Consider the following 17,253-nt stretch of genomic DNA (forward strand, 5'->3'; position numbering starts at 1 on the left):
CCCCAGGATTCATGCTCATCCATCCGCAATTCGATCCCGTCGCCCTGCACCTGGGGCCGCTCGCCATCCGCTGGTACGGCCTGATGTATCTGGCGGCGTTCATCATGTTCCTGTGGTTCGGCCGGCTGCGCACGCGCCAGCCGCACATCGCCGCACAAGGCTGGAGCGGCCGCGATCTCGACGACATGCTGTTCTACGGCGTGCTCGGCGTGATCCTGGGCGGGCGCCTGGGCTATGTGCTGTTCTACAAGGCCGACTGGTACCTCGCTCACCCGCTCGACATCTTCAAGGTGTGGGAGGGCGGCATGGCCTTCCACGGCGGCTTCCTCGGCGTGGTCATCGCGATGATGCTGTATGCGCGTCTACGCGGTCGTTCGTGGATGCAGGTGACGGACTTCATCGCGCCGCTGGTGCCGTGCGGGCTGGCCGCGGGGCGCCTGGGCAACTTCATCAACGGCGAGCTGTGGGGCCGTGTGTCGTCGCCCAACCTGCCGTGGGCGATGCTGTTCCCGCAGGCGCAGGGCGAGGACCAGGCGTGGCTCGCCTCGCACGCCCAGCAGGCCATCACGAGCGGCGTGCAGGCCGTGTTCGACCAGTACCACATGCTGCCGCGCCACCCGTCGCAGCTCTATCAGTTCGCGGGCGAGGGCGTGCTGTTCTTCATCCTGCTGTGGCTGTACGCGCGCAAGCCACGACCGATGGGCGCGGTGTCGGGCGCCTTCCTGCTCGGCTATGGTTGCTTCCGCTTCCTGGCGGAGTTCGCACGCGAGCCGGACAACTTCCTCGGCCTGCTGGCGATGAACCTGTCGATGGGGCAGTGGCTGTCGCTGCCGATGATCTTGGCGGGCGTGGCGATACTGGTGTGGGCCTATCGACGCGCCGGCCACAACGGCAACGACGCGCAAGCCCAGGCACACGCCTAGACCGCGTCGAACTCAGGCAAAGAAAAAGCCACCGCAAGCGGTGGCTTTTTTCATGGCGCGATGATGCGTTACTTCAGCATCTGCACGGCACCGGAGACGGTCACCGTCACCTGGGCCTTGCCGCCCTCGATGGGCACCGGCACCGGTGCGGCGTCGGCGGCCATCGCGGCCATGCGCATCATCGGGCGCGGGCCCGGCGGCACGTTGTTCGCGCCCACATGCACGTCGCGGATGGTGTAGCTGCTGTAGCCGAACAGCTTGGTGCTGGTCTGCGCCTTCTCGCGGAAGGCATTGACGGCCTGGTCCATCAGCTTGGCCTCGGCTGCCGTGCGCGCTTCACGCGAGAGCGTGAAATTGATGTTCTGCACCTGCATCTGGTTGGCCAGTTGGCCGGCCAGCTTGGAGGCGGCCGCAAAGTCCTTCGACGTGAGGCGTACCTCGGCGCGGCCGCGCCAGACGCTGATCTTGCCGTTGCGATCGGTGTTCGGGTAGATGTTGAAGCCGCCCGTTTCTGCCTGCACGCCGGCGGTGCGCTTGGCCTGGGCGATCACGTCATCGGCCTTGCGCGACAGCGACGCGGAGATGGCGCCCGGGTCCGCGCCTTCCTGTTCCGCGCCCAGCGTGAGGGTGACGGTGTCGGTCGGCACCTCGGCCACGGCTTGGGCATCCAACGACAGCACGCCCGAATGCGGTGCCCATGCCTCCGTCGGCCCGGAGACTGTTTGCGCAAATGCAGACGATGCCATCACAGCCGTGCCGAGGATGGTTGCAGCCAGGACAGGTTTCATTGTGTTCTCCCAAAAAGCAATGTGATGCTTCTGACCCGCGCACGGGCGCATCGTTCATCACGTTTGTAACCAAACCTGACGGCAGGCGTCCGGTCAGTCCGGGTTGCGCATCAGCTTGGTGGTGATGTAGCGCCACTGCGCGGGCGTGATCGGCGTGATCGACAGGCGGTTGCCGCGCTGCAGGACGATCATGTCGGCCAGTGGTTCCTGCGCGCGCAGCGTGGGCAGATCGATCAGCGCACACTTGCGCACGAACTTCACGTCGACCAGCATCCAGCGCGGTGCCTCGGGTTTGGAGGCGGGGTCGTGGTAGGGGCTCTTGGCGTCGAACTGCGTGGGATCAGGATGGCTGGTCGAGCAGACCTCCGCCAGCCCCGCGATGCCCGGCTGTGGGCACGACGAGTGGTAGAACAGTACGCCGTCGCCGATGCGCATGCGGTCACGCATGAAGTTGCGCGCCTGGTAGTTGCGTACGCCCGTCCAGGGCAGGGTGCCCTCGGTCTGCAGCGTATCGATGCTGGCCTCGTCGGGCTCGGACTTCATCAACCAGTATTGGGCGGGCATGGCGCGCGTGCTGTGGAAGTGACAGTGTGCGCAGCATAGCAACAGCGTTGCGCCCTCGCCATCTGGCGGCGCGGAAAAGAAAAAGGCGGTAGCACTTTACGCGCTACCGCCTTTTGTAGGGTCCCCACCTCGGCCGCTAGACCCGCATCCTGAACCCAAGTGAGGTTCAGAGTGGCAGCGGAAGCCGCATTTCGGGTACATCACCGGCGCAGGGAGCACACGACTTGCGTCGCACGCTGTGCACTGGAAGACGCGCTCGCCCACACGGCATATCCCGCACCAAGCAATGCTTATCGGTTCAAGGAATTATGGCCATGGCGAACCAGGCAGGGAAACTGTCAGACGCATCACCACGCAAGTGAAATGCATGCCATCGAAGACATGGTCATGCGTCTGAGAGATTCATCGCAGACAACCGATTGATCAGCCTGTAGCCGCTAAAGCCTTATGGTGTAAGGGTTTGCGGGAGGCTCTCGGTAGCCATTGGGTGACACTATACACCCGTTCGCATCCGAACCCAAGCCCGGATGCGAGCCGGTTACAAAGACGTTGCGCGGCGTCAAATGGCCTCGCCGTACTGGCGCAGCGCTTCATCGGCGCGGGCGTTCAGGTCGGCCAGTTTGGCGCGGATCGTGTCGATCGGCAGCGATGCGTCGGAGGCGGCCTGGCGCTGCATCGACAGCAGATCCGACGCGATGCTGATGGCGGCCATCACGGCCACGCGCTCGATGCCCTTGGTGTTCGAGGCGTTCTTGATGCGCATCATCTGGTTGTCGACCATCGCGGCGGCTTCGCACAGCGCGGCTTCGTTGTCGGCCGAGACGGCAAACTTGTACGGCTGCCCGGCGATGTTCACTTCAATCTGCTTACTGCTCATGCGGGGTCTCCGATTGCGGGGCCGTCGTGTCGGTGGCGCCTGCGCTCTGGCCGAGAAGGTCCAGCTGGCGGGTGTCGGTGCCGGTGGGCAGCTTGTCGAGAATCGACTGGATGCGCAGCTGCGCTTCTTCGATCTTCGCGTTGAGCACGCTGCGATCGGCCAGCATGGCGTCGCGCTCGGTCTTGGCGACATCGGCCTCGGCCTGGAGCCGTTCGACTTCGGCGCGCAGGCGCTGGTTCTCGGCGGCAAGCGTGTCGGCGTGACGCAGCACGCGCGCGATCTTGTCGGCAAGTTGTTCGAGTTCGTTCAGCATCGGGTGTCAGTCAGAATCGAGTGGAGGGATTTTAGCCGATCGTATCGGCCGCGCCTGTCCTCCGTATGGATTGCCGGGTGTAAGCGATGCGCTGAGGGACGCGCGGCGCGCAACGTGTTTTGTAGGCGAATTCGCGTGGTCGAGGGTGTTTCCGTTACACTCGCGCCGTCCTGGTGCCCGCAGAGCCGATCTGCAGTTAAACGGGAAGCAGGGAGTGCACGCTGCCTAAGCGCTGCGCCAACCTGCGCTGCCCCCGCAACGGTAAGCGAACGCCATCGACGCCCGCGCCACCTCTCGCAAGAAGAGGGCGCGGCGTTGCGCAGGTCCGTCCACATGCCACTGTTCGATTGAATGGGAAGGCGGGCGGGCCCGGTTCGCCAGCCCGGATACCGGCCAGGACAGTGGATTTCGAGCCAATGCGAGACCCGGAGGGAACCGCATTGAAATCCTGCTGCCAGCGACCCGCGGGGGAACGGGTCCGGCTGACGCTTCTTGTTTTTTTCATCATGAGCTTGACACATAAGCGGCCGCACCGGATGCACCGGGCGGCCATGGGCGCGCTTGCCAGCGCGCTGACGGGGGTTGTTGCGCCCGCTTGGGCACAAAGCAATACGCAGGCGGCAGGTACGCCGGTGAGCGATCTCAATCCGACCATCGTGACAGCCTCGCGCAGCGAGCAGAAGCTGTCCGACGCGCTGCCGCACACCACGGTGATCACGCGCCAGGACATCGAGCGCTCGCAAGCGCCGGATATGGTGACGCTGCTGCGCCGCGAGGCTGGCATTGAGATCGCGCAGAACGGTGGCCCGGGTTCGACGGCGAGTATCTTCATGCGCGGTGCCAGTTCCGCCCAGACGCTGGTGTTGATCGACGGCGTGCGTGCGAGTTCCGGCACCGCCGGCGGCACGCAGATCGACCAACTGATGGCTGACCAGATCGACCATATCGAGATCGTGCGCGGCAACGTCTCCGCGCTGTACGGCTCGGATGCGATCGGCGGCGTGGTGCAGATCTTCACGCGCAACGGCAAGGGGCACGGCCCGCTGGCCAACGCCGAGATCGAATATGGCTCGCGCAACACCAAGCGCGCGCAGGGCGGCATCAGCGGAACGCTGGGCGAGCAGGGCGATACGTCGTTTGCGCTGTCGGTGTCGGAGTTCAAGACCACCGGGTTCTCGTCGATCAACCCGCAGCAGGCGCCGAACGCCAACCCGAACGACAACGCGTACACCAACAAGAGCGTGTCGGCGCAGCTGTCGCACCGCTTCTCGGCGGATTGGCAGGCAGGCCTGACCTACTTCCAGACCTGGGGCACGGTCAGCTACGACAACGCCTTCGGCCTGCCCACCGACGACAACGTCGCCCACAACCAGGTGCGCGCGATGTCGGCCTTCGTGGACGGCAAGGTGACGCAGGATTGGAAGACGCGCCTGACGGTATCGCAGGGTGATGACAAGAGCCTGAACTTCACGAACGGCCAGGTGCAGGTGCCGGGCCGCTTCAACACGCAGAGCCGCCAGGTGAGCTGGCAGAACGACTGGGCATTCATGCCCGGCCAATTGCTCAAGGTCGGCTACGAGCACCTGAACCAGGCCATCGACACCGATGCCTACCAGGCCTCCACGCGCCGCGTCGATTCGGGCTACCTCGGTTACGAAGGCAAGTTCGGTCCGCACCAGCTGCAGGTCAACCTGCGCCGCGACCGCTACTCGGACTTCGGCGGCGCCAACAGCTACTACCTGGGCTACGGTTTTGCCTTCAACCCGGCATGGAAGGCGATCGCCAGCGTGAGCAATGCGTTCCGCGCGCCGAGCTTCAACGAGCTGTACTACCCGTTCTTCGGCAACCCGAACCTGCAGCCGGAGAAGGCGCGCTCGGTGGAGGGCGGCGTGGAGTACAACAGCATGATCGGCCTGGTGCGCGTGACAGCGTTCGAGACCGACTACAGCAACCTGATCACGGCGGTGTTTGATCCGGTGGCGGGCACCTTCATGGCGGCCAACGTCAACCGGGCGCGCGTGAACGGGCTGGAGACGTCGTATCGGGGTTCGATCTATGGCGTGGACGTGCGCGCCAGCTTTACCATGCAGAATCCGCAGGACCTGTCGGCCAACCAGCTGCTGTCGCGCCGCGCGCGGCACTTCGGCAGCGTGTCGGCCAGCAAGACCTTCGGGCCGTATACGGCGGGCATCGAGTGGAACGCGGCGGGCAACCGTCAGGATTCGACGCAGATGCTTGGCGGCTACGGGCTGGTCAACCTGACGGGGCGGTATCAGATTACGCGTGACTGGGCGCTGTCGGCGCGCGTGGAGAACCTGTTCAACAAGAACTACCAGCTGATCTTCCCGTACAACACGGCATCGCGTGGGGTGTTCTTCACGCTGTCGTGGCAACAGCACGAGGCGGCACAACGATGACACCCGCACTGCCCGCGCGCGGATTCGCCTGGCGACTGTGGTCGCTGTTGGCGCTCGCGTGCGTGGCGGTGCTGGTGGCCTCGCTGATGCTGGGCAGCGTGCGGCTGACGCCTGCCGAGGTCTGGCAGGCGCTCACCGGCAGCGGTGACGGGCTGGCTACCGGCATCGTCATCGAGCTGCGCCTGCCGCGTGCGGGTGCGGCGTTTGCCGCCGGCGGCCTGCTGGCCTTGGCCGGCGCGCTGATGCAGATGCTGTTGCGCAACCCGCTGGCCGATCCGTATGTGCTGGGCGTGTCCGGCGGCGGCGCGGTGGCGGCGCTCACGGCCATGCTGCTGTCGCTGCCGTGGTGGGCCGTGCAGACCAGTGCCGGCGCCGGCGCGCTGCTATCGATGGCCCTGGTGGCCGCGCTCGCGCGCCAGCACCTCTGGCGCGGCGAACCCGGCGAAGCCAACGCGCGCCTGCTGCTGGGCGGCGTGGTGCTCGCCTCCGGCTGGGTCGGCCTCATTACCCTGATTCTTACGATCGCGCCCGAAGCCAAGCTGCGCGGCATGATCTTCTGGATGGTCGGCGACCTCGGTGGCGCCGACCGTTACGCTGGCGCGTTGATTGCGCTGGTGATGGCGCTGGCGCTGGTGCTGCCGCATGCGCGCGACCTGAACGTGCTGCTGACTGGCGAGACACGCGCCCGCGCACTCGGCGTGCCGGTGGCGCGGGTGCGCGCGCTGATCTACGTGGTGGCGTCGCTGTGTACGGCGGTGGCAGTGACCCTTGCCGGCTCGGTCGCCTTCGTGGGCCTGTTGGTGCCGCACATGGTGCGCCTGGCGTGGACGCACGACGTGCGCATCCACCTGCCCGCTACCGCGATGGCCGGCGGCGGCCTGCTGATGCTCGCCGACCTGATCGCCCGCACGCTGATGGCCCCGGCGCAATTGCCGGTGGGCGTGATTACCACGCTGTTGGGCGTGCCGACCTTTCTCTATCTGCTGACGCGGAGCGCGCGATGAGCTGGCTGCGCCGCGCTGCCGCGCCCGAAGCCTTTGCAGACGGCGCCGCTGTGCCTTCGCTCGCGCTAAACGACCTGCGCGTGGCGATGGGCGAGCGCGTGCTGATCGATCGCCTGTCGATGACGGCAACCGGCGGCGAGCTGTGGTGCGTGGTCGGGCCGAACGGCGCGGGCAAGTCCACGTTGTTGTCTACCGTGGCGGGCTTGCGCGCGCCGGACGGTGGATCGATCCTGCTCGATGCCAATCCGCTGGCCGATTGGCCCGCCCTGGCACTGGCGCGCCGCCGCGCCTTCCTGCCGCAGACGCTGCACGACACCTTTCCCATGACGGTCCATGAGGCCGTGATGACCGGCCGCCATCCGCATCTGGCACGCTGGGAGTGGGAGGGCGATGCCGATGCGCGCGCGGTGGATGCCGCGATCTCCGCGCTGGCCTTGCAGCCGCTGGCGCAGCGGGATGTGCGCACGCTGTCGGGCGGTGAGCGCCAGCGCGTGGCGATGGCCGCCGTGGTGGCGCAGGATGCGCGCGTGCTGCTGCTCGACGAGCCCGTCGCGCACCTAGACCTGCACCAGCAGATTGCAGTGCTTCGCCTGCTGCGCGACGGCTGCCGCCGCCATGGCTGGCTGGTGGTGCTGACCGTGCACGACCTGAACCTAGCGCGCCGTTTCGCCACGCATGCGCTGCTGATGGACGGCGAGGGCCATGCCACGGCAGGCCCCGCTGCCGATGTGCTTACGCCCGAGCACTGCGCGCGCGTGCTGCGCACCCCCATCGTGGCGGTCGACGACGGTCGCCATCTCGCCTTGATTCCCGACGACCCCGATGACGCTCCCTGAAGACGAAGCCGCCCGCAACGACCGCCACCGCGCGCGCATGCAGCGCAAGAAGGCCGTGGTCGACGCCAAGATTGCCGCCGCCACCGACGTGCGCGGCGTGCTGGTCGTCAACACCGGCAATGGCAAGGGCAAGTCCAGCTCGGGCTTCGGCATGGTGATCCGCGCCATGGGCCACGACATGCAGGTGGGCGTGGTGCAGTTCATCAAGGGCGCGATCCCCACCGGCGAGGAGCGCTTCCTGCGGCAGTTTCCCGAACAGTGTCGCTATCACGTCATGGGCGAGGGCTATACGTGGGAGACGCAGGACCGCACGCGCGACATCGAGAAGGCGCAAGCTGCCTGGGCCTGCGCGCGCGAGTTGCTGAATGATCCATCCATCGGCCTGGTGCTGTTGGATGAACTGAACATCGCGCTCAAATACGATTACCTTGACGTGCGTGCGGTGCTGGCCGACCTGCGGGCGCGACCGGCCGCGCAGCACGTGGTCGTGACCGGGCGCGGCGCGCCGCCGGAGTTGATCGAGGCCGCCGATACCGTGACCGACATGACGTTGGTCAAGCATGCATTTTCCCAAGGCATCCAGGCGCAGCCGGGTGTCGAACTCTGAAGGCCGTACCGCTATGCAGATTGAACTTCCTTCCTTTGACGCCGCGCTGCGTGAGCGCCTGCGCGCTGCCGTGGACAGCAAGACCAAGCCGCTCGGCGCGCTCGGCCGGCTGGAAGAGCTGGCCGTGCAGATCGGCCTGATCCAGAACACCGAAACGCCCGCGCTGGTGCGGCCTGCCACGGTGGTGTTCGCAGCAGACCATGGCATTGCCCATGCGGGCGTGAGCGCCTATCCGCAGGCGGTGACGGCACAGATGGTGCTCAACTTCATCGCAGGCGGCGCGGCCGTCAACGTGTTCTGCCGCCAGCACGGCTTTGTGCTGGAGGTCGTCAACGCGGGCGTGGCGGCGCCGCTGTGGTCGGCCAAGTCGGGTGATGTGCCTGGCCTGGTCGACGCACCGGTCGGCCCCGGCACGCGCAACTTCGCGTTAGAGCCGGCCATGACCGCCGACGAGCGCGAGCGCGCCATGGCGCTCGGCGCGCAGCGCGTGGCGCATCACGCCGCGCTCGGCACCAACGTGATCGCACTGGGCGAGATGGGCATCGCCAACACGGCCTCTGCGGCGTGCCTGATGGCGCGGCTGTGCGAGGTGCCGGTGGCGCAATGCGTCGGGCGCGGCACCGGCCTGGACGATGCCGGCGTGGCGCGCAAGCGCGCGGTGCTGGAAGGCGCGTTCGAGCGGCATGCCGACGTGCGCGCGCCGCTGGACGTGCTGGCAACCTTCGGCGGTTTCGAGATCGCGGCCATGGTCGGTGCGGTGCTGGAGGCGGCCCAGCGCCGCATGGTGATCCTCGTCGATGGCTTTATCGCCACCACGGCCGTGCTGGTGGCGGCGCGCATCGCGCCCGACGTGCTGCGCTTCTGCGTGTTCGGGCATGTGTCGGACGAGCGCGGGCATCGTATGTTGCTCGATGCGCTGCAAGCGCGGCCGCTGCTGTCGCTGTCGATGCGCCTGGGCGAGGGCAGTGGCGCGGTGCTGGCGTATCCGTTGCTGGTGTCGGCGGTGGCCTTCCTGCGTGAGATGGCGACCTTCGCCAGCGCCGGCGTGAGCGAGCAATCGGCCCCGTGATGGACACCCTGCGCGAGACCTACCGCGCGCTGTGGACAGCGATCGGGTATTTCACGCGCATTCCCGTGCCGGCCTCGGTCGGCTTCTCGCAGGACGGGCTGAACCGGGCGGCACGTTACTTTCCTCTGGTGGGATGGCTGGTAGGCGCCGCGGGCGCGCTGGCGTACTGGCTGGCGGTGCACACCGTGCCAGCGCCCGGCGTGGCGGTGGCGGCGTCGATGGTGGTCACGCTGTTGCTGACCGGCGCCTTCCACGAAGACGGCCTGGCCGATTGCGCGGATGGCTTCGGCGGCGGCTACACGCCCGAGGACCGGCTGCGCATCATGCACGACTCGCGCATCGGCGCGTTTGGCGCCATCGCGGTGTGCATGGCGTTGCTGCTGAAGTGGCAGCTGCTGACGGCGATGGCCTTGCCACATACTGCTGGCGTGATGGCCGCCATGGTGGCCGCACACGCCGCCAGCCGCGGCATGGCGGTCAGCTACCTGCTCACACACGACTACGTGCGCGCCGAAGGCAAGGGCAAGCCGGTTGCGCAGCGCATGCGCTGGCAGGATGCCGTCTGGGTTGTGCTGTTTGGCGTGCTGCCCCTGCTGTGGTTCGGCGCGGCCTGCGCGGCCATCGTCGTTGCCGCGCTGCTGGTGGCGCGCTGGGCGCTGGGGCGCTATTTCCTGCGCCGCATCGGCGGCATCACGGGCGATTGCCTGGGGTTCGCGCAACAGCTGTTCGAGCTGCTCACGCTGTGGGTCTTGCTGGCATGGACATCATCCTGATCCGCCACGCCCGTCCGGCCATGACGGTGGGCCTCTGCTACGGCCGCACCGATCTGCCGCTGGACGAACCGATGGAGCCCAGCGCCGCCGGCATCGCCGACAAACTGACCGCGCATCCACCGCACCGGCTGTTCGCGAGTCCGCTCCAACGTAGCGCGCAGACCGCCCGCGCGCTGGCCGAGGCCGCCGCCTTGCCCGCGCCGGAACTCGACGCGCGGTTGATGGAGATGGATTTCGGCGTTTGGGAAGGCCGTCAGTGGGACGACATCCCGCGCGCGGAGGTGGACCGCTGGGCGCGCGACCTGCTGCACGGCAGCCCACATGGCGGTGAATCCGCCGCCGACCTGCTTGCGCGCGTGACCGAGTGGGCTGCGTCGGTGACGGTGGCGACGATCGAACCGGAAGCCGATGCGCCCTGCATCTGGGCCGTCACGCATGCCGGCTGCATGCGCGCGCTCGCAGCGCATTGGCTGCAGCGCCCGCTGGCCGAGACGCTGCAATGGCCGCTGCAATGGGGCAGCGCCTGCGGGTTCCGCGTGCTGCCCGATGTGCCGCCATTGCTGCTGTTCTGGAACCGCTAACGGTTTGACGCTGCGTCGCCTTGCCGGGCGAGGCGCTTGGTGCGGGCTTGCTCGAGGTCTTCGCACAGCAACGCTGCACCTTCCATCAGGCGCGGGCCGGGGCGGTTGATCAGGTCGCCATTGACGGTGAACAGGTTGCCGCGCTGCACCGCCAGCAATGACGTCCAGCGTTTCCAGGGTTCCAGCGTATCGACCGGCCGGTTGCCTTGCGTGGCGCCCATGCTGGCCGTCAGCAGCACTTCCGGATTGGCCGCGATCACGGCCTCGGTCGACACCGTCGGCACCAGCAGCGGCTCGCCCGCAAACACATTGCGGCCGCCGCACAGCGCCAGCATGTCGGTAAAGACGTGCTGGCCGTTGAGCGTCATCAGCGGTTGCTCCCACACCTGGAAGAACACCGTCACCGGCGGCCGGCTGGCATAGCGGTGGCGCAGCGCATCGGCCTGCTGGCGGAACTGTTGGGCGGCGTCGTGGGCGCTGGCGCGGGTGTCGAGCAGCGTGCCGAGCACCTCGATGGAGCGCGGAATATCTGCAAGGCGGTGCGGCTCGGAAAAGTACAGCGGGATGCCAAGCGCGCGCAGGCGGTCGGTCTGCTTCTGCGCATTGCCGTGGCGCCATACGACCACCAGGTCCGGCTTGAGCGCGGCGATGCGCTCCAGGTCCAGCGCACGGTTGTCGCCCACGTGCGGGATGTCGCGTGCGGAGCTCGGGTAGTCGCTGTAGGCCACCGTGCCGACGATGCGTGCGCCGCCGCCGGCGGCAAACAGCAGTTCGGTGGCATGCGGCGCGAGGCTGATCACGCGTTGCACCGGGCGCGGCACGGTGACGGTGGCGCCGGTGTCGTCGATGACGGAGATGGCCGCCTGGGCGGGGAGCGTCGCGGCCAGCAGGGCAGCTAGGCCAAATGCGCGCAAACAGTGGGTGAGGCGAGTGGAACGGGCAGTCATTGGTGGAGGCGGGTCAAGCGGACAGCGACAGCGATGCTAGCGTATTGGCAAGGCGACACCATCCGGTTTCGTCCGGAGGCAGGCCAACACGTAAACCGGGCAAACCGTGCAGGCCGCACCCGGGTGACGTGGCTGGTACATCGAACAGGCGGGTCCAGATGCCTTGTCGGGCCAGCGCCGCATGCAGCGCTGGCGCGTCTGGCGTCGGTGCCCAGGCAAAGAGCGGGGTGGCATGATTGGGCAGGCCGTAGGCGTACAGCAATGCAGCAAGACGCGCGCCCTCGCGTTGCAGTTGCGCACGCGTCTGGTTTTGCCAGGCGACGTCTGCCAGGGCAGCACGCACGACGGCACGCGCCGGGCCGTTGACGGTCCAGTGGCCGAGCGCGTCGCGCAGCGCGGCCAGTAGCGCCGGAGCCCCCAGCACAAAGCCGATGCGCGCACCCGCCAGGCCGTAGAACTTGCCGATCGAGCGCAGCACGACCAGCCCCGGCAGGCCTGCCTGTGGCGCCAATGTCGGTGCGTGGTCGAGCGATTCGATGAATGCCTCGTCCACGATCAACGTGCCGCCACGTGCGTGCAGCCGCGCGTGCCACGCCCGCAGCGTGTCCGCCGGCAGGCAGCGCGCGGTCGGGTTGTTCGGGTTGACCACCACGAGGTGCGTGAGCGCATCCGGCAGGTCGGCTTGCAGGAATGCCGACTCCGGCAGCAGCACAACCACATGGCCCGCACGGGCAAAGGCGGGCGCGTATTCGCTGTAGCCGATCTGTGCCACGCCGACCCGCCCGCGCGGCAGCAATGCCGGCAGCGCGCGGATGGCGGCTTGCGAGCCGGCCACGGCCAGCATGGCGTTGGCATCGGCCGCGCCATAGTGCGCAGCGGCCAGCGCTTCGAGACCATCGTCTTCGGGCAAACGCTGCCACGCCTCGGGTGCAATCGGCGGCACGGGATAGCCGTGCGGGTTGATGCCGGTCGACAGGTCGAGCCAGCCGCCGGACGGCTCGCCGTAGCGGGCGCGGGCATCGGCCAGGTTGCCGCCGTGGGTGATGGTGGAGGGCCGCGAGGAGGTCATGCGACCTGCCATACGACACCGAGCACGACCAGCACGCCGCCGGCGCTCAACACCGCCAGCCATAGCCAGAGCGTGCGCGACACCAAGGCCAGTGCACGTTGGATATCGTCCGCGCTGGCTGCGTTGCCGACGCCGAGCGCGGGACGAGCCTCGTCGATGCCGTCGTAGCGCGCTATGCCGCCCAGCTGCACGCGCAGGCTGCCGGCGCCGGAGGCCATCACCGGCCCCGCGTTCGGGCTCGACCACTGCGGCGCCTGCGTGCGCCAGCAGCGCAGTGCATCTGCTGTGTGGCCGAGCAGCGCGTAGCTCATGGCGGTCAGCCGCGCGGGAATCCAGTTGAGCACATCGTCGATGCGCGCGGCCGCCCAGCCGAAGCCGGCAAAGCGCGCGGAGCGATAGCCCCACATCGCGTCGAGCGTGTTGGCCAGGCGGTACAGCACCACGCCCGGCGCACCGGCCACCACCAGCCAGAACAGCGGCGCGAACACGGCATCGCTGCCGTTCTCCAGCGCGGATTCCACCGCCGCGCGGGCGATCGCTTCTTCGTCGGCATCACGCAGGTCACGCGAGACGATGCGCGCGGCGAGGGCGCGTGCGTTGGGCAAGTCACCGGACTGCAGCGCCTGCGCGATGGGTGCGATATGGTCCCGCAGGCTGCGTGCGCCGATGGCGAAGTAGAGCGCGATGACATCGGTGATCCACGCGCACCACTGTGACACGGCGGGCGTTTGCGCAGCGATCCACGCGGTGGCGGCTACCAAGGGCAGGACGGCGAGGCACCATGCCGCCAGCCCAGCCACATGGGAGCGCCAACGCAGGGCAGGCTGGCGATTGAGTCCGCGTTCGATCCACGCGGCCAGCCGGCCGAAGCCCACCAGCGGATGCCAGCGCGGCACCTCGCCCAGCACGCGGTCCAGGACGACGCCTGCCAGCGCAGCCAGTGCTATCGCAGGCAGACCGAGATCGAAGACGTTGCCCGGCACCGACACTGGCTCACGCGTGCGGCGTAATCGCCGGGCCTTTCACCACCAGCGGAATGCCGGCCACCAGCATGTGCACGCTGTCGGCCAGCGCGGCGAGGCGCTGGTTCAGGCGGCCCAGTTCATCCACGTAGAAGCGTGTGACGGCGCCCATCGGCACCACCCCAAGCCCGATCTCGTTGCTCACGAGGATGACCTCACCGGGCAGCAGCGGCAGCGCGGTCAGCAAGGCTTCGATCTCCGCAGACCAGGCTGCGGGCGGCGTGATGGGGCCGGTGTCGGGGTACGCGTGCTGGTCGGCAAACAGCAGGTTGTTGAGCCACAGCGTGACGCAGTCGACCAGCACGCAGCCGCCGTGCTGCGCGTGTGTGTAGAGCGCCTCGGCCAGGTGCGCTGGCTCTTCGACGAGGCGCCATTGCTCGGGCCGGCGTGCGCGGTGCAGGGCGATGCGCAGCTGCATCTCCTCATCGCCCTCGCGCGCGGTGGCAATGTACGTGACGGGCCCCGCGCATTGCAGCGCGAGCTGTTCAGCATGGTGGCTCTTGCCCGAGCGGGCACCACCGAGGACGAGCGTAAGACGACGGGACATGCCTGCATTCTAGCGAGGCGGGCCGGGTAGCGGGTGCGATAATCGGCACATGTCGACCTCGCCATTCATGATGCCGCCGCGCGGCACGCTGATGATCCAGGGCACCACCTCCGACGCCGGCAAGAGCACGCTGGTGGCGGGCCTGTGCCGCGTCGCGCATCGCGCGGGCGTGCGCGTGGCGCCGTTCAAGCCGCAGAACATGGCGCTCAACAGTGCCGTGACCGCCGATGGCGGCGAGATCGGCCGCGCCCAGGCGCTGCAGGCGCAGGCCGCCGGCGTCGCGCCCACGGTCGACATGAACCCCGTGCTGCTCAAGCCCAACAGCGACACCGGCGCGCAGGTCATCATCCACGGCCAGCCGCGCGGCGATCTCGACGCCCGCGCGTATCACGACTACAAGCTCACGGCGATGGCCGCCGTGCTCGAATCGCACACGCGCCTGCGCGCGCAATATGAGCTCGTGCTGGTGGAAGGCGCCGGCAGCCCCGCCGAGATCAACCTGCGCGACCGCGACATCGCCAACATGGGCTTTGCCGAAGCGGTCGATTGCCCGGTCGTGCTGGTCGCCGACATCGACCGTGGCGGCGTGTTCGCGCACCTGGTCGGCACGCTCGCCTGCCTGTCGGACAGCGAACGGGCGCGCGTGACCGGCTTCGTCATCAACCGGTTTCGCGGCGATCTTTCGCTGCTCACACCAGGGCTGGACTGGCTGGTGGCGCAGACGGGCAAGCCGGTGTTCGGTGTGTTGCCGTATCTGCATGGCCTGCATCTGGATGCGGAGGACGCCGTGCAGACGGCGCAGCGCACGGCGGCGGGCGATGCCTTGCGCGTGGTCATCCCGGTGCTGCCGCGCGTCTCCAACCACACCGATTTCGATGCGCTGCGCGCGCACCCGCAAGTGGACGTGCGCCTCGTTGGTCCGGGCCAGCCGATCCCGCCGGCCGATCTCATCATCCTGCCCGGCAGCAAGAGCGTGCAGGCGGACCTCGCCTGGCTGCGCGCCAACGGCTGGGAGGCGGCCATCGCGCGGCACCTGCGCTATGGCGGCAAGCTGATTGGCATCTGCGGCGGCATGCAGATGCTGGGGCGCCGCCTGCATGATCCGCACGGGCTGGAGGGCGCGCCCGGCAGTGTCGATGGGCTTGGCTATCTCGACTTCGAGACCTCGCTCGCATCGGCCAAGCAGTTGCGGCAGGTGTGCGGCAGGTTGGCCGAGGGCGGGGCGGCCGTCACCGGCTACGAAATCCACATGGGCGTGACCGAGGGGCCGGCGCTGGCGCAGCCCGCGGTGCACCTCGATGATGGGCGTGTCGATGGCGCGGTCTCGGCCGATGGGCAGATCCTCGCCACGTATCTGCATGGCCTGTTCGATGCGCCGGAGGCGTGCCGCGCGCTGCTCGCCTGGGCCGGCGTGCGGGACGCGCAAGCGCAGGACTACGCCGTGCTGCGCGAAGCCTCCCTGGAGCGCCTGGCCGACACCTGCGAGAACCATCTGGACCTGCCGGGCCTGTTCGCTTCGCTGGCGCGGGCGGGCTGAGCCATAATCTGGCGATGGGCAGATTGATGTAGTGATCTAATCGTCATATTCGTCAGCGCGAGGAGGCAGGCATGCCGGTGGCCGTGGTAGCGAATCCGAAGGGCGGGGTGGGCAAGACCACCTTGGCGACCAATCTGGCGGGCTATTTCGCCGCCCAGGACCACGCCGTGATGCTGGGCGACACCGATCGCCAGCAGTCCTCGCGCGAATGGCTGGCGCTGCGCCCCGAGACGGCCAAGCCGATCGCCACCTGGGAGATCAGTGCCGACCACATCGCCAAGCCGCCCAAGGGCACCACGCATGTGGTGCTCGACACGCCGGCCGGGCTGCACGGCTGGCGCCTGACCGATCTGGTCAAGCTGGCCGGCCACGTGATCGTGCCGCTGCAGCCGTCGATGTTCGACATCCTGGCCACCCAGGCCTTCCTGCGCAAACTTGTTGAAGAGAAGCCCGTGCGACATGGCGAGGTCAAGCTGGGCGTGGTCGGCATGCGTGTCGACATGCGCACCCGCGCCGCCGACCAGCTGCAGCGCTTCGTGCAGGGGCTGGAGATTCCCATCCTCGGCTATCTGCGCGACACCCAGAACTACGTGCAACTGGCCGCGCACGGCCTGACGCTGTGGGACGTGGCGCCCTCGCGCGTGGCCAAGGATGTGGAGCAGTGGGGCGGTATCCTCGATTGGCTCGGCGAGCCGCCCGTGCAGGCGGCGCCGGTGGCCGCGACGGCATGAAAAAAGCCCGGCGATTGCCGGGCTTTTTCGTTGTGCAGGGGAGCGCTCAGATTTCGAGGTTGTCGATCAGGCGCGTCTTGCCCAGCTTGGCGGCGGTCAGCACCACCAGCGGCTCGCCGGCGGCGATGTTCTCGGGCGTCGGGGCCTGCAGGTCGGAGCGGCGGCGCACGGCAATGTAGTCGGGCTGCCAGCCGCGGCCGCGCAGGTGCTCCATGGCTTTTGCGACGACCTCGTCTGGCGTGGCCTGGCCCTGCAGCACGGTCTCCAGCACGTCCTGGCGCACCTGGTGCAGCGCGCGGTACAGCTCGGGCGCTTCGGCGCGCTCGTCGCCGGACAGGTACATGTTGCGCGACGACAGCGCCAGGCCGTCCTCGGCGCGCACCGTCTCGGCCGGAATGATGTCGACCGGCAGCGCGAACTGGTTGGCCATGCGGCGCACGATCATCAGCTGCTGGTAATCCTTCTTGCCGAACACCGCCACGCGCGGCTGCACGCAGCAGAACAGCTTCATCACCACCGTGCACACGCCCTTGAAGAAACCGGGGCGGAACTCGCCTTCGAGGATGTCGCCCAGATCGTGCGGCGGGTCGACGCGGTATTCCTGCGGCTCGGGGTACATGTCGCGCTCGGTGGGCGCGAACAGCACGT

At 68.1% G+C, this 17,253-nt stretch carries 19 protein-coding genes and 1 riboswitch; of the genes, 10 read left to right on the top strand and 9 right to left on the bottom strand.

What is annotated here, in order from left to right; genetic code table 11:
• Positions 1–11 precede the first annotated feature (11 nt).
• Positions 12–923: a prolipoprotein diacylglyceryl transferase gene (lgt, locus tag QZ609_RS07545; protein WP_295492802.1), complete on the top strand. Its 912-nt coding sequence runs from the start codon at positions 12–14 to the stop codon at positions 921–923.
• Between the two features lie 68 nt (positions 924–991).
• Here lgt and QZ609_RS07550 read toward each other — a convergent pair whose 3' ends face one another.
• The 4 genes from QZ609_RS07550 to QZ609_RS07565 form a co-directional block, all read right to left on the bottom strand.
• Positions 992–1,711, bottom strand: coding sequence for an SIMPL domain-containing protein (locus QZ609_RS07550; RefSeq protein WP_295492804.1), 720 nt, complete (start codon positions 1,709–1,711; stop codon positions 992–994).
• A 93-nt stretch (positions 1,712–1,804) separates the two neighbouring features.
• Positions 1,805–2,275 carry an EVE domain-containing protein gene (locus QZ609_RS07555; protein ID WP_295492806.1) on the bottom strand — a complete coding sequence of 157 codons (471 nt, stop codon included), beginning with the start codon at positions 2,273–2,275 and terminating at the stop codon, positions 1,805–1,807.
• A 559-nt stretch (positions 2,276–2,834) separates the two neighbouring features.
• Positions 2,835–3,152: a cell division protein ZapA gene (locus tag QZ609_RS07560; RefSeq protein WP_295492808.1), complete on the bottom strand. Its 318-nt coding sequence runs from the start codon at positions 3,150–3,152 to the stop codon at positions 2,835–2,837.
• Positions 3,142–3,465, bottom strand: coding sequence for a hypothetical protein (locus QZ609_RS07565; protein WP_295492810.1), 324 nt, complete (start codon positions 3,463–3,465; stop codon positions 3,142–3,144). Before QZ609_RS07565 ends, QZ609_RS07560 begins: the two co-directional genes overlap by 11 nt.
• A 154-nt stretch (positions 3,466–3,619) precedes the next feature.
• Positions 3,620–3,878: riboswitch (cobalamin riboswitch) on the top strand.
• Between the two features lie 123 nt (positions 3,879–4,001).
• Between QZ609_RS07565 and QZ609_RS07570 the strand changes: the two genes are divergently transcribed.
• From QZ609_RS07570 to cobC, 7 genes are read left to right on the top strand one after another with little or no spacing between them, the layout of a single operon-like run.
• Positions 4,002–5,882 (top strand): TonB-dependent receptor, encoded by a 1,881-nt coding sequence (locus QZ609_RS07570; protein ID WP_295492835.1) that lies wholly within the window; start codon positions 4,002–4,004, stop codon positions 5,880–5,882.
• Positions 5,879–6,886, top strand: a complete 1,008-nt coding sequence (locus QZ609_RS07575; protein WP_295492812.1) for an iron ABC transporter permease — start codon at positions 5,879–5,881, stop codon at positions 6,884–6,886. The genes QZ609_RS07570 and QZ609_RS07575 overlap by 4 nt, the downstream gene beginning before the upstream one ends.
• Positions 6,883–7,722, top strand: coding sequence for an ABC transporter ATP-binding protein (locus QZ609_RS07580; protein WP_295492814.1), 840 nt, complete (start codon positions 6,883–6,885; stop codon positions 7,720–7,722). Before QZ609_RS07575 ends, QZ609_RS07580 begins: the two co-directional genes overlap by 4 nt.
• Positions 7,709–8,329, top strand: coding sequence for a cob(I)yrinic acid a,c-diamide adenosyltransferase (gene cobO / locus QZ609_RS07585; protein ID WP_295492816.1), 621 nt, complete (start codon positions 7,709–7,711; stop codon positions 8,327–8,329). The genes QZ609_RS07580 and cobO overlap by 14 nt, the downstream gene beginning before the upstream one ends.
• A 13-nt stretch (positions 8,330–8,342) precedes the next feature.
• Positions 8,343–9,398, top strand: a complete 1,056-nt coding sequence (gene cobT / locus QZ609_RS07590) for a nicotinate-nucleotide--dimethylbenzimidazole phosphoribosyltransferase (RefSeq protein ID WP_295492818.1) — start codon at positions 8,343–8,345, stop codon at positions 9,396–9,398.
• Positions 9,398–10,171, top strand: a complete 774-nt coding sequence (locus tag QZ609_RS07595) for an adenosylcobinamide-GDP ribazoletransferase (RefSeq protein WP_295492837.1) — start codon at positions 9,398–9,400, stop codon at positions 10,169–10,171. Before cobT ends, QZ609_RS07595 begins: the two co-directional genes overlap by 1 nt.
• Positions 10,156–10,752, top strand: coding sequence for an alpha-ribazole phosphatase (cobC, locus tag QZ609_RS07600; protein WP_295492820.1), 597 nt, complete (start codon positions 10,156–10,158; stop codon positions 10,750–10,752). Before QZ609_RS07595 ends, cobC begins: the two co-directional genes overlap by 16 nt.
• On the opposite strand, the gene QZ609_RS07605 is transcribed toward cobC, so the two are convergent.
• From QZ609_RS07605 to cobU, 4 genes are read right to left on the bottom strand one after another with little or no spacing between them, the layout of a single operon-like run.
• Positions 10,749–11,699 (bottom strand): cobalamin-binding protein, encoded by a 951-nt coding sequence (locus QZ609_RS07605; protein WP_295492822.1) that lies wholly within the window; start codon positions 11,697–11,699, stop codon positions 10,749–10,751. The two genes, cobC and QZ609_RS07605, sit on opposite strands and share 4 nt — an antisense overlap.
• Positions 11,700–11,712: 13 nt before the next feature.
• On the bottom strand, positions 11,713–12,768 hold the full coding sequence (cobD, locus tag QZ609_RS07610) for a threonine-phosphate decarboxylase CobD (RefSeq protein ID WP_295492823.1): 1,056 nt from the start codon (positions 12,766–12,768) through the stop codon (positions 11,713–11,715).
• Positions 12,765–13,757: an adenosylcobinamide-phosphate synthase CbiB gene (gene cbiB / locus QZ609_RS07615; RefSeq protein ID WP_295492825.1), complete on the bottom strand. Its 993-nt coding sequence runs from the start codon at positions 13,755–13,757 to the stop codon at positions 12,765–12,767. The genes cobD and cbiB overlap by 4 nt, the downstream gene beginning before the upstream one ends.
• Before the next feature lie 4 nt (positions 13,758–13,761).
• Positions 13,762–14,337 carry a bifunctional adenosylcobinamide kinase/adenosylcobinamide-phosphate guanylyltransferase gene (gene cobU, locus QZ609_RS07620; RefSeq protein ID WP_295492827.1) on the bottom strand — a complete coding sequence of 192 codons (576 nt, stop codon included), beginning with the start codon at positions 14,335–14,337 and terminating at the stop codon, positions 13,762–13,764.
• A 49-nt stretch (positions 14,338–14,386) separates the two neighbouring features.
• Here cobU and QZ609_RS07625 point away from each other — a divergent pair, with 49 nt between their 5' ends.
• Both QZ609_RS07625 and QZ609_RS07630 read left to right on the top strand, forming a co-directional pair.
• Positions 14,387–15,874, top strand: a complete 1,488-nt coding sequence (locus tag QZ609_RS07625) for a cobyric acid synthase (protein WP_295492829.1) — start codon at positions 14,387–14,389, stop codon at positions 15,872–15,874.
• Between the two features lie 71 nt (positions 15,875–15,945).
• Complete coding sequence (locus QZ609_RS07630) at positions 15,946–16,605, top strand: ParA family protein (protein WP_295492831.1); 660 nt, start codon at positions 15,946–15,948, stop codon at positions 16,603–16,605.
• Between the two features lie 46 nt (positions 16,606–16,651).
• Here the strand turns inward: QZ609_RS07630 and QZ609_RS07635 are convergent.
• The coding region (locus tag QZ609_RS07635) for a pantoate--beta-alanine ligase (RefSeq protein WP_295492833.1) at positions 16,652–17,253 on the bottom strand (602 nt) is incomplete at its 5' end.

Origin of the sequence: uncultured Ralstonia sp. (assembly GCA_913056305.1) — a bacterium.
Classification (GTDB): Bacteria; Pseudomonadota; Gammaproteobacteria; order Burkholderiales; family Burkholderiaceae; genus Ralstonia.

Coding starts and splice junctions, on each gene's coding strand:
- lgt (WP_295492802.1), top strand. CDS start 12: ATGCTCATCCATCCGCAATTCGATCCCGTCGCCCTGCACCTGGGGCCG.
- QZ609_RS07550 (WP_295492804.1), bottom strand. CDS start 1,711: ATGAAACCTGTCCTGGCTGCAACCATCCTCGGCACGGCTGTGATGGCA.
- QZ609_RS07555 (WP_295492806.1), bottom strand. CDS start 2,275: ATGCCCGCCCAATACTGGTTGATGAAGTCCGAGCCCGACGAGGCCAGC.
- QZ609_RS07560 (WP_295492808.1), bottom strand. CDS start 3,152: ATGAGCAGTAAGCAGATTGAAGTGAACATCGCCGGGCAGCCGTACAAG.
- QZ609_RS07565 (WP_295492810.1), bottom strand. CDS start 3,465: ATGCTGAACGAACTCGAACAACTTGCCGACAAGATCGCGCGCGTGCTG.
- QZ609_RS07570 (WP_295492835.1), top strand. CDS start 4,002: ATGCACCGGGCGGCCATGGGCGCGCTTGCCAGCGCGCTGACGGGGGTT.
- QZ609_RS07575 (WP_295492812.1), top strand. CDS start 5,879: ATGACACCCGCACTGCCCGCGCGCGGATTCGCCTGGCGACTGTGGTCG.
- QZ609_RS07580 (WP_295492814.1), top strand. CDS start 6,883: ATGAGCTGGCTGCGCCGCGCTGCCGCGCCCGAAGCCTTTGCAGACGGC.
- cobO (WP_295492816.1), top strand. CDS start 7,709: ATGACGCTCCCTGAAGACGAAGCCGCCCGCAACGACCGCCACCGCGCG.
- cobT (WP_295492818.1), top strand. CDS start 8,343: ATGCAGATTGAACTTCCTTCCTTTGACGCCGCGCTGCGTGAGCGCCTG.
- QZ609_RS07595 (WP_295492837.1), top strand. CDS start 9,398: ATGGACACCCTGCGCGAGACCTACCGCGCGCTGTGGACAGCGATCGGG.
- cobC (WP_295492820.1), top strand. CDS start 10,156: ATGGACATCATCCTGATCCGCCACGCCCGTCCGGCCATGACGGTGGGC.
- QZ609_RS07605 (WP_295492822.1), bottom strand. CDS start 11,699: ATGACTGCCCGTTCCACTCGCCTCACCCACTGTTTGCGCGCATTTGGC.
- cobD (WP_295492823.1), bottom strand. CDS start 12,768: ATGACCTCCTCGCGGCCCTCCACCATCACCCACGGCGGCAACCTGGCC.
- cobU (WP_295492827.1), bottom strand. CDS start 14,337: ATGTCCCGTCGTCTTACGCTCGTCCTCGGTGGTGCCCGCTCGGGCAAG.
- QZ609_RS07625 (WP_295492829.1), top strand. CDS start 14,387: ATGTCGACCTCGCCATTCATGATGCCGCCGCGCGGCACGCTGATGATC.
- QZ609_RS07630 (WP_295492831.1), top strand. CDS start 15,946: ATGCCGGTGGCCGTGGTAGCGAATCCGAAGGGCGGGGTGGGCAAGACC.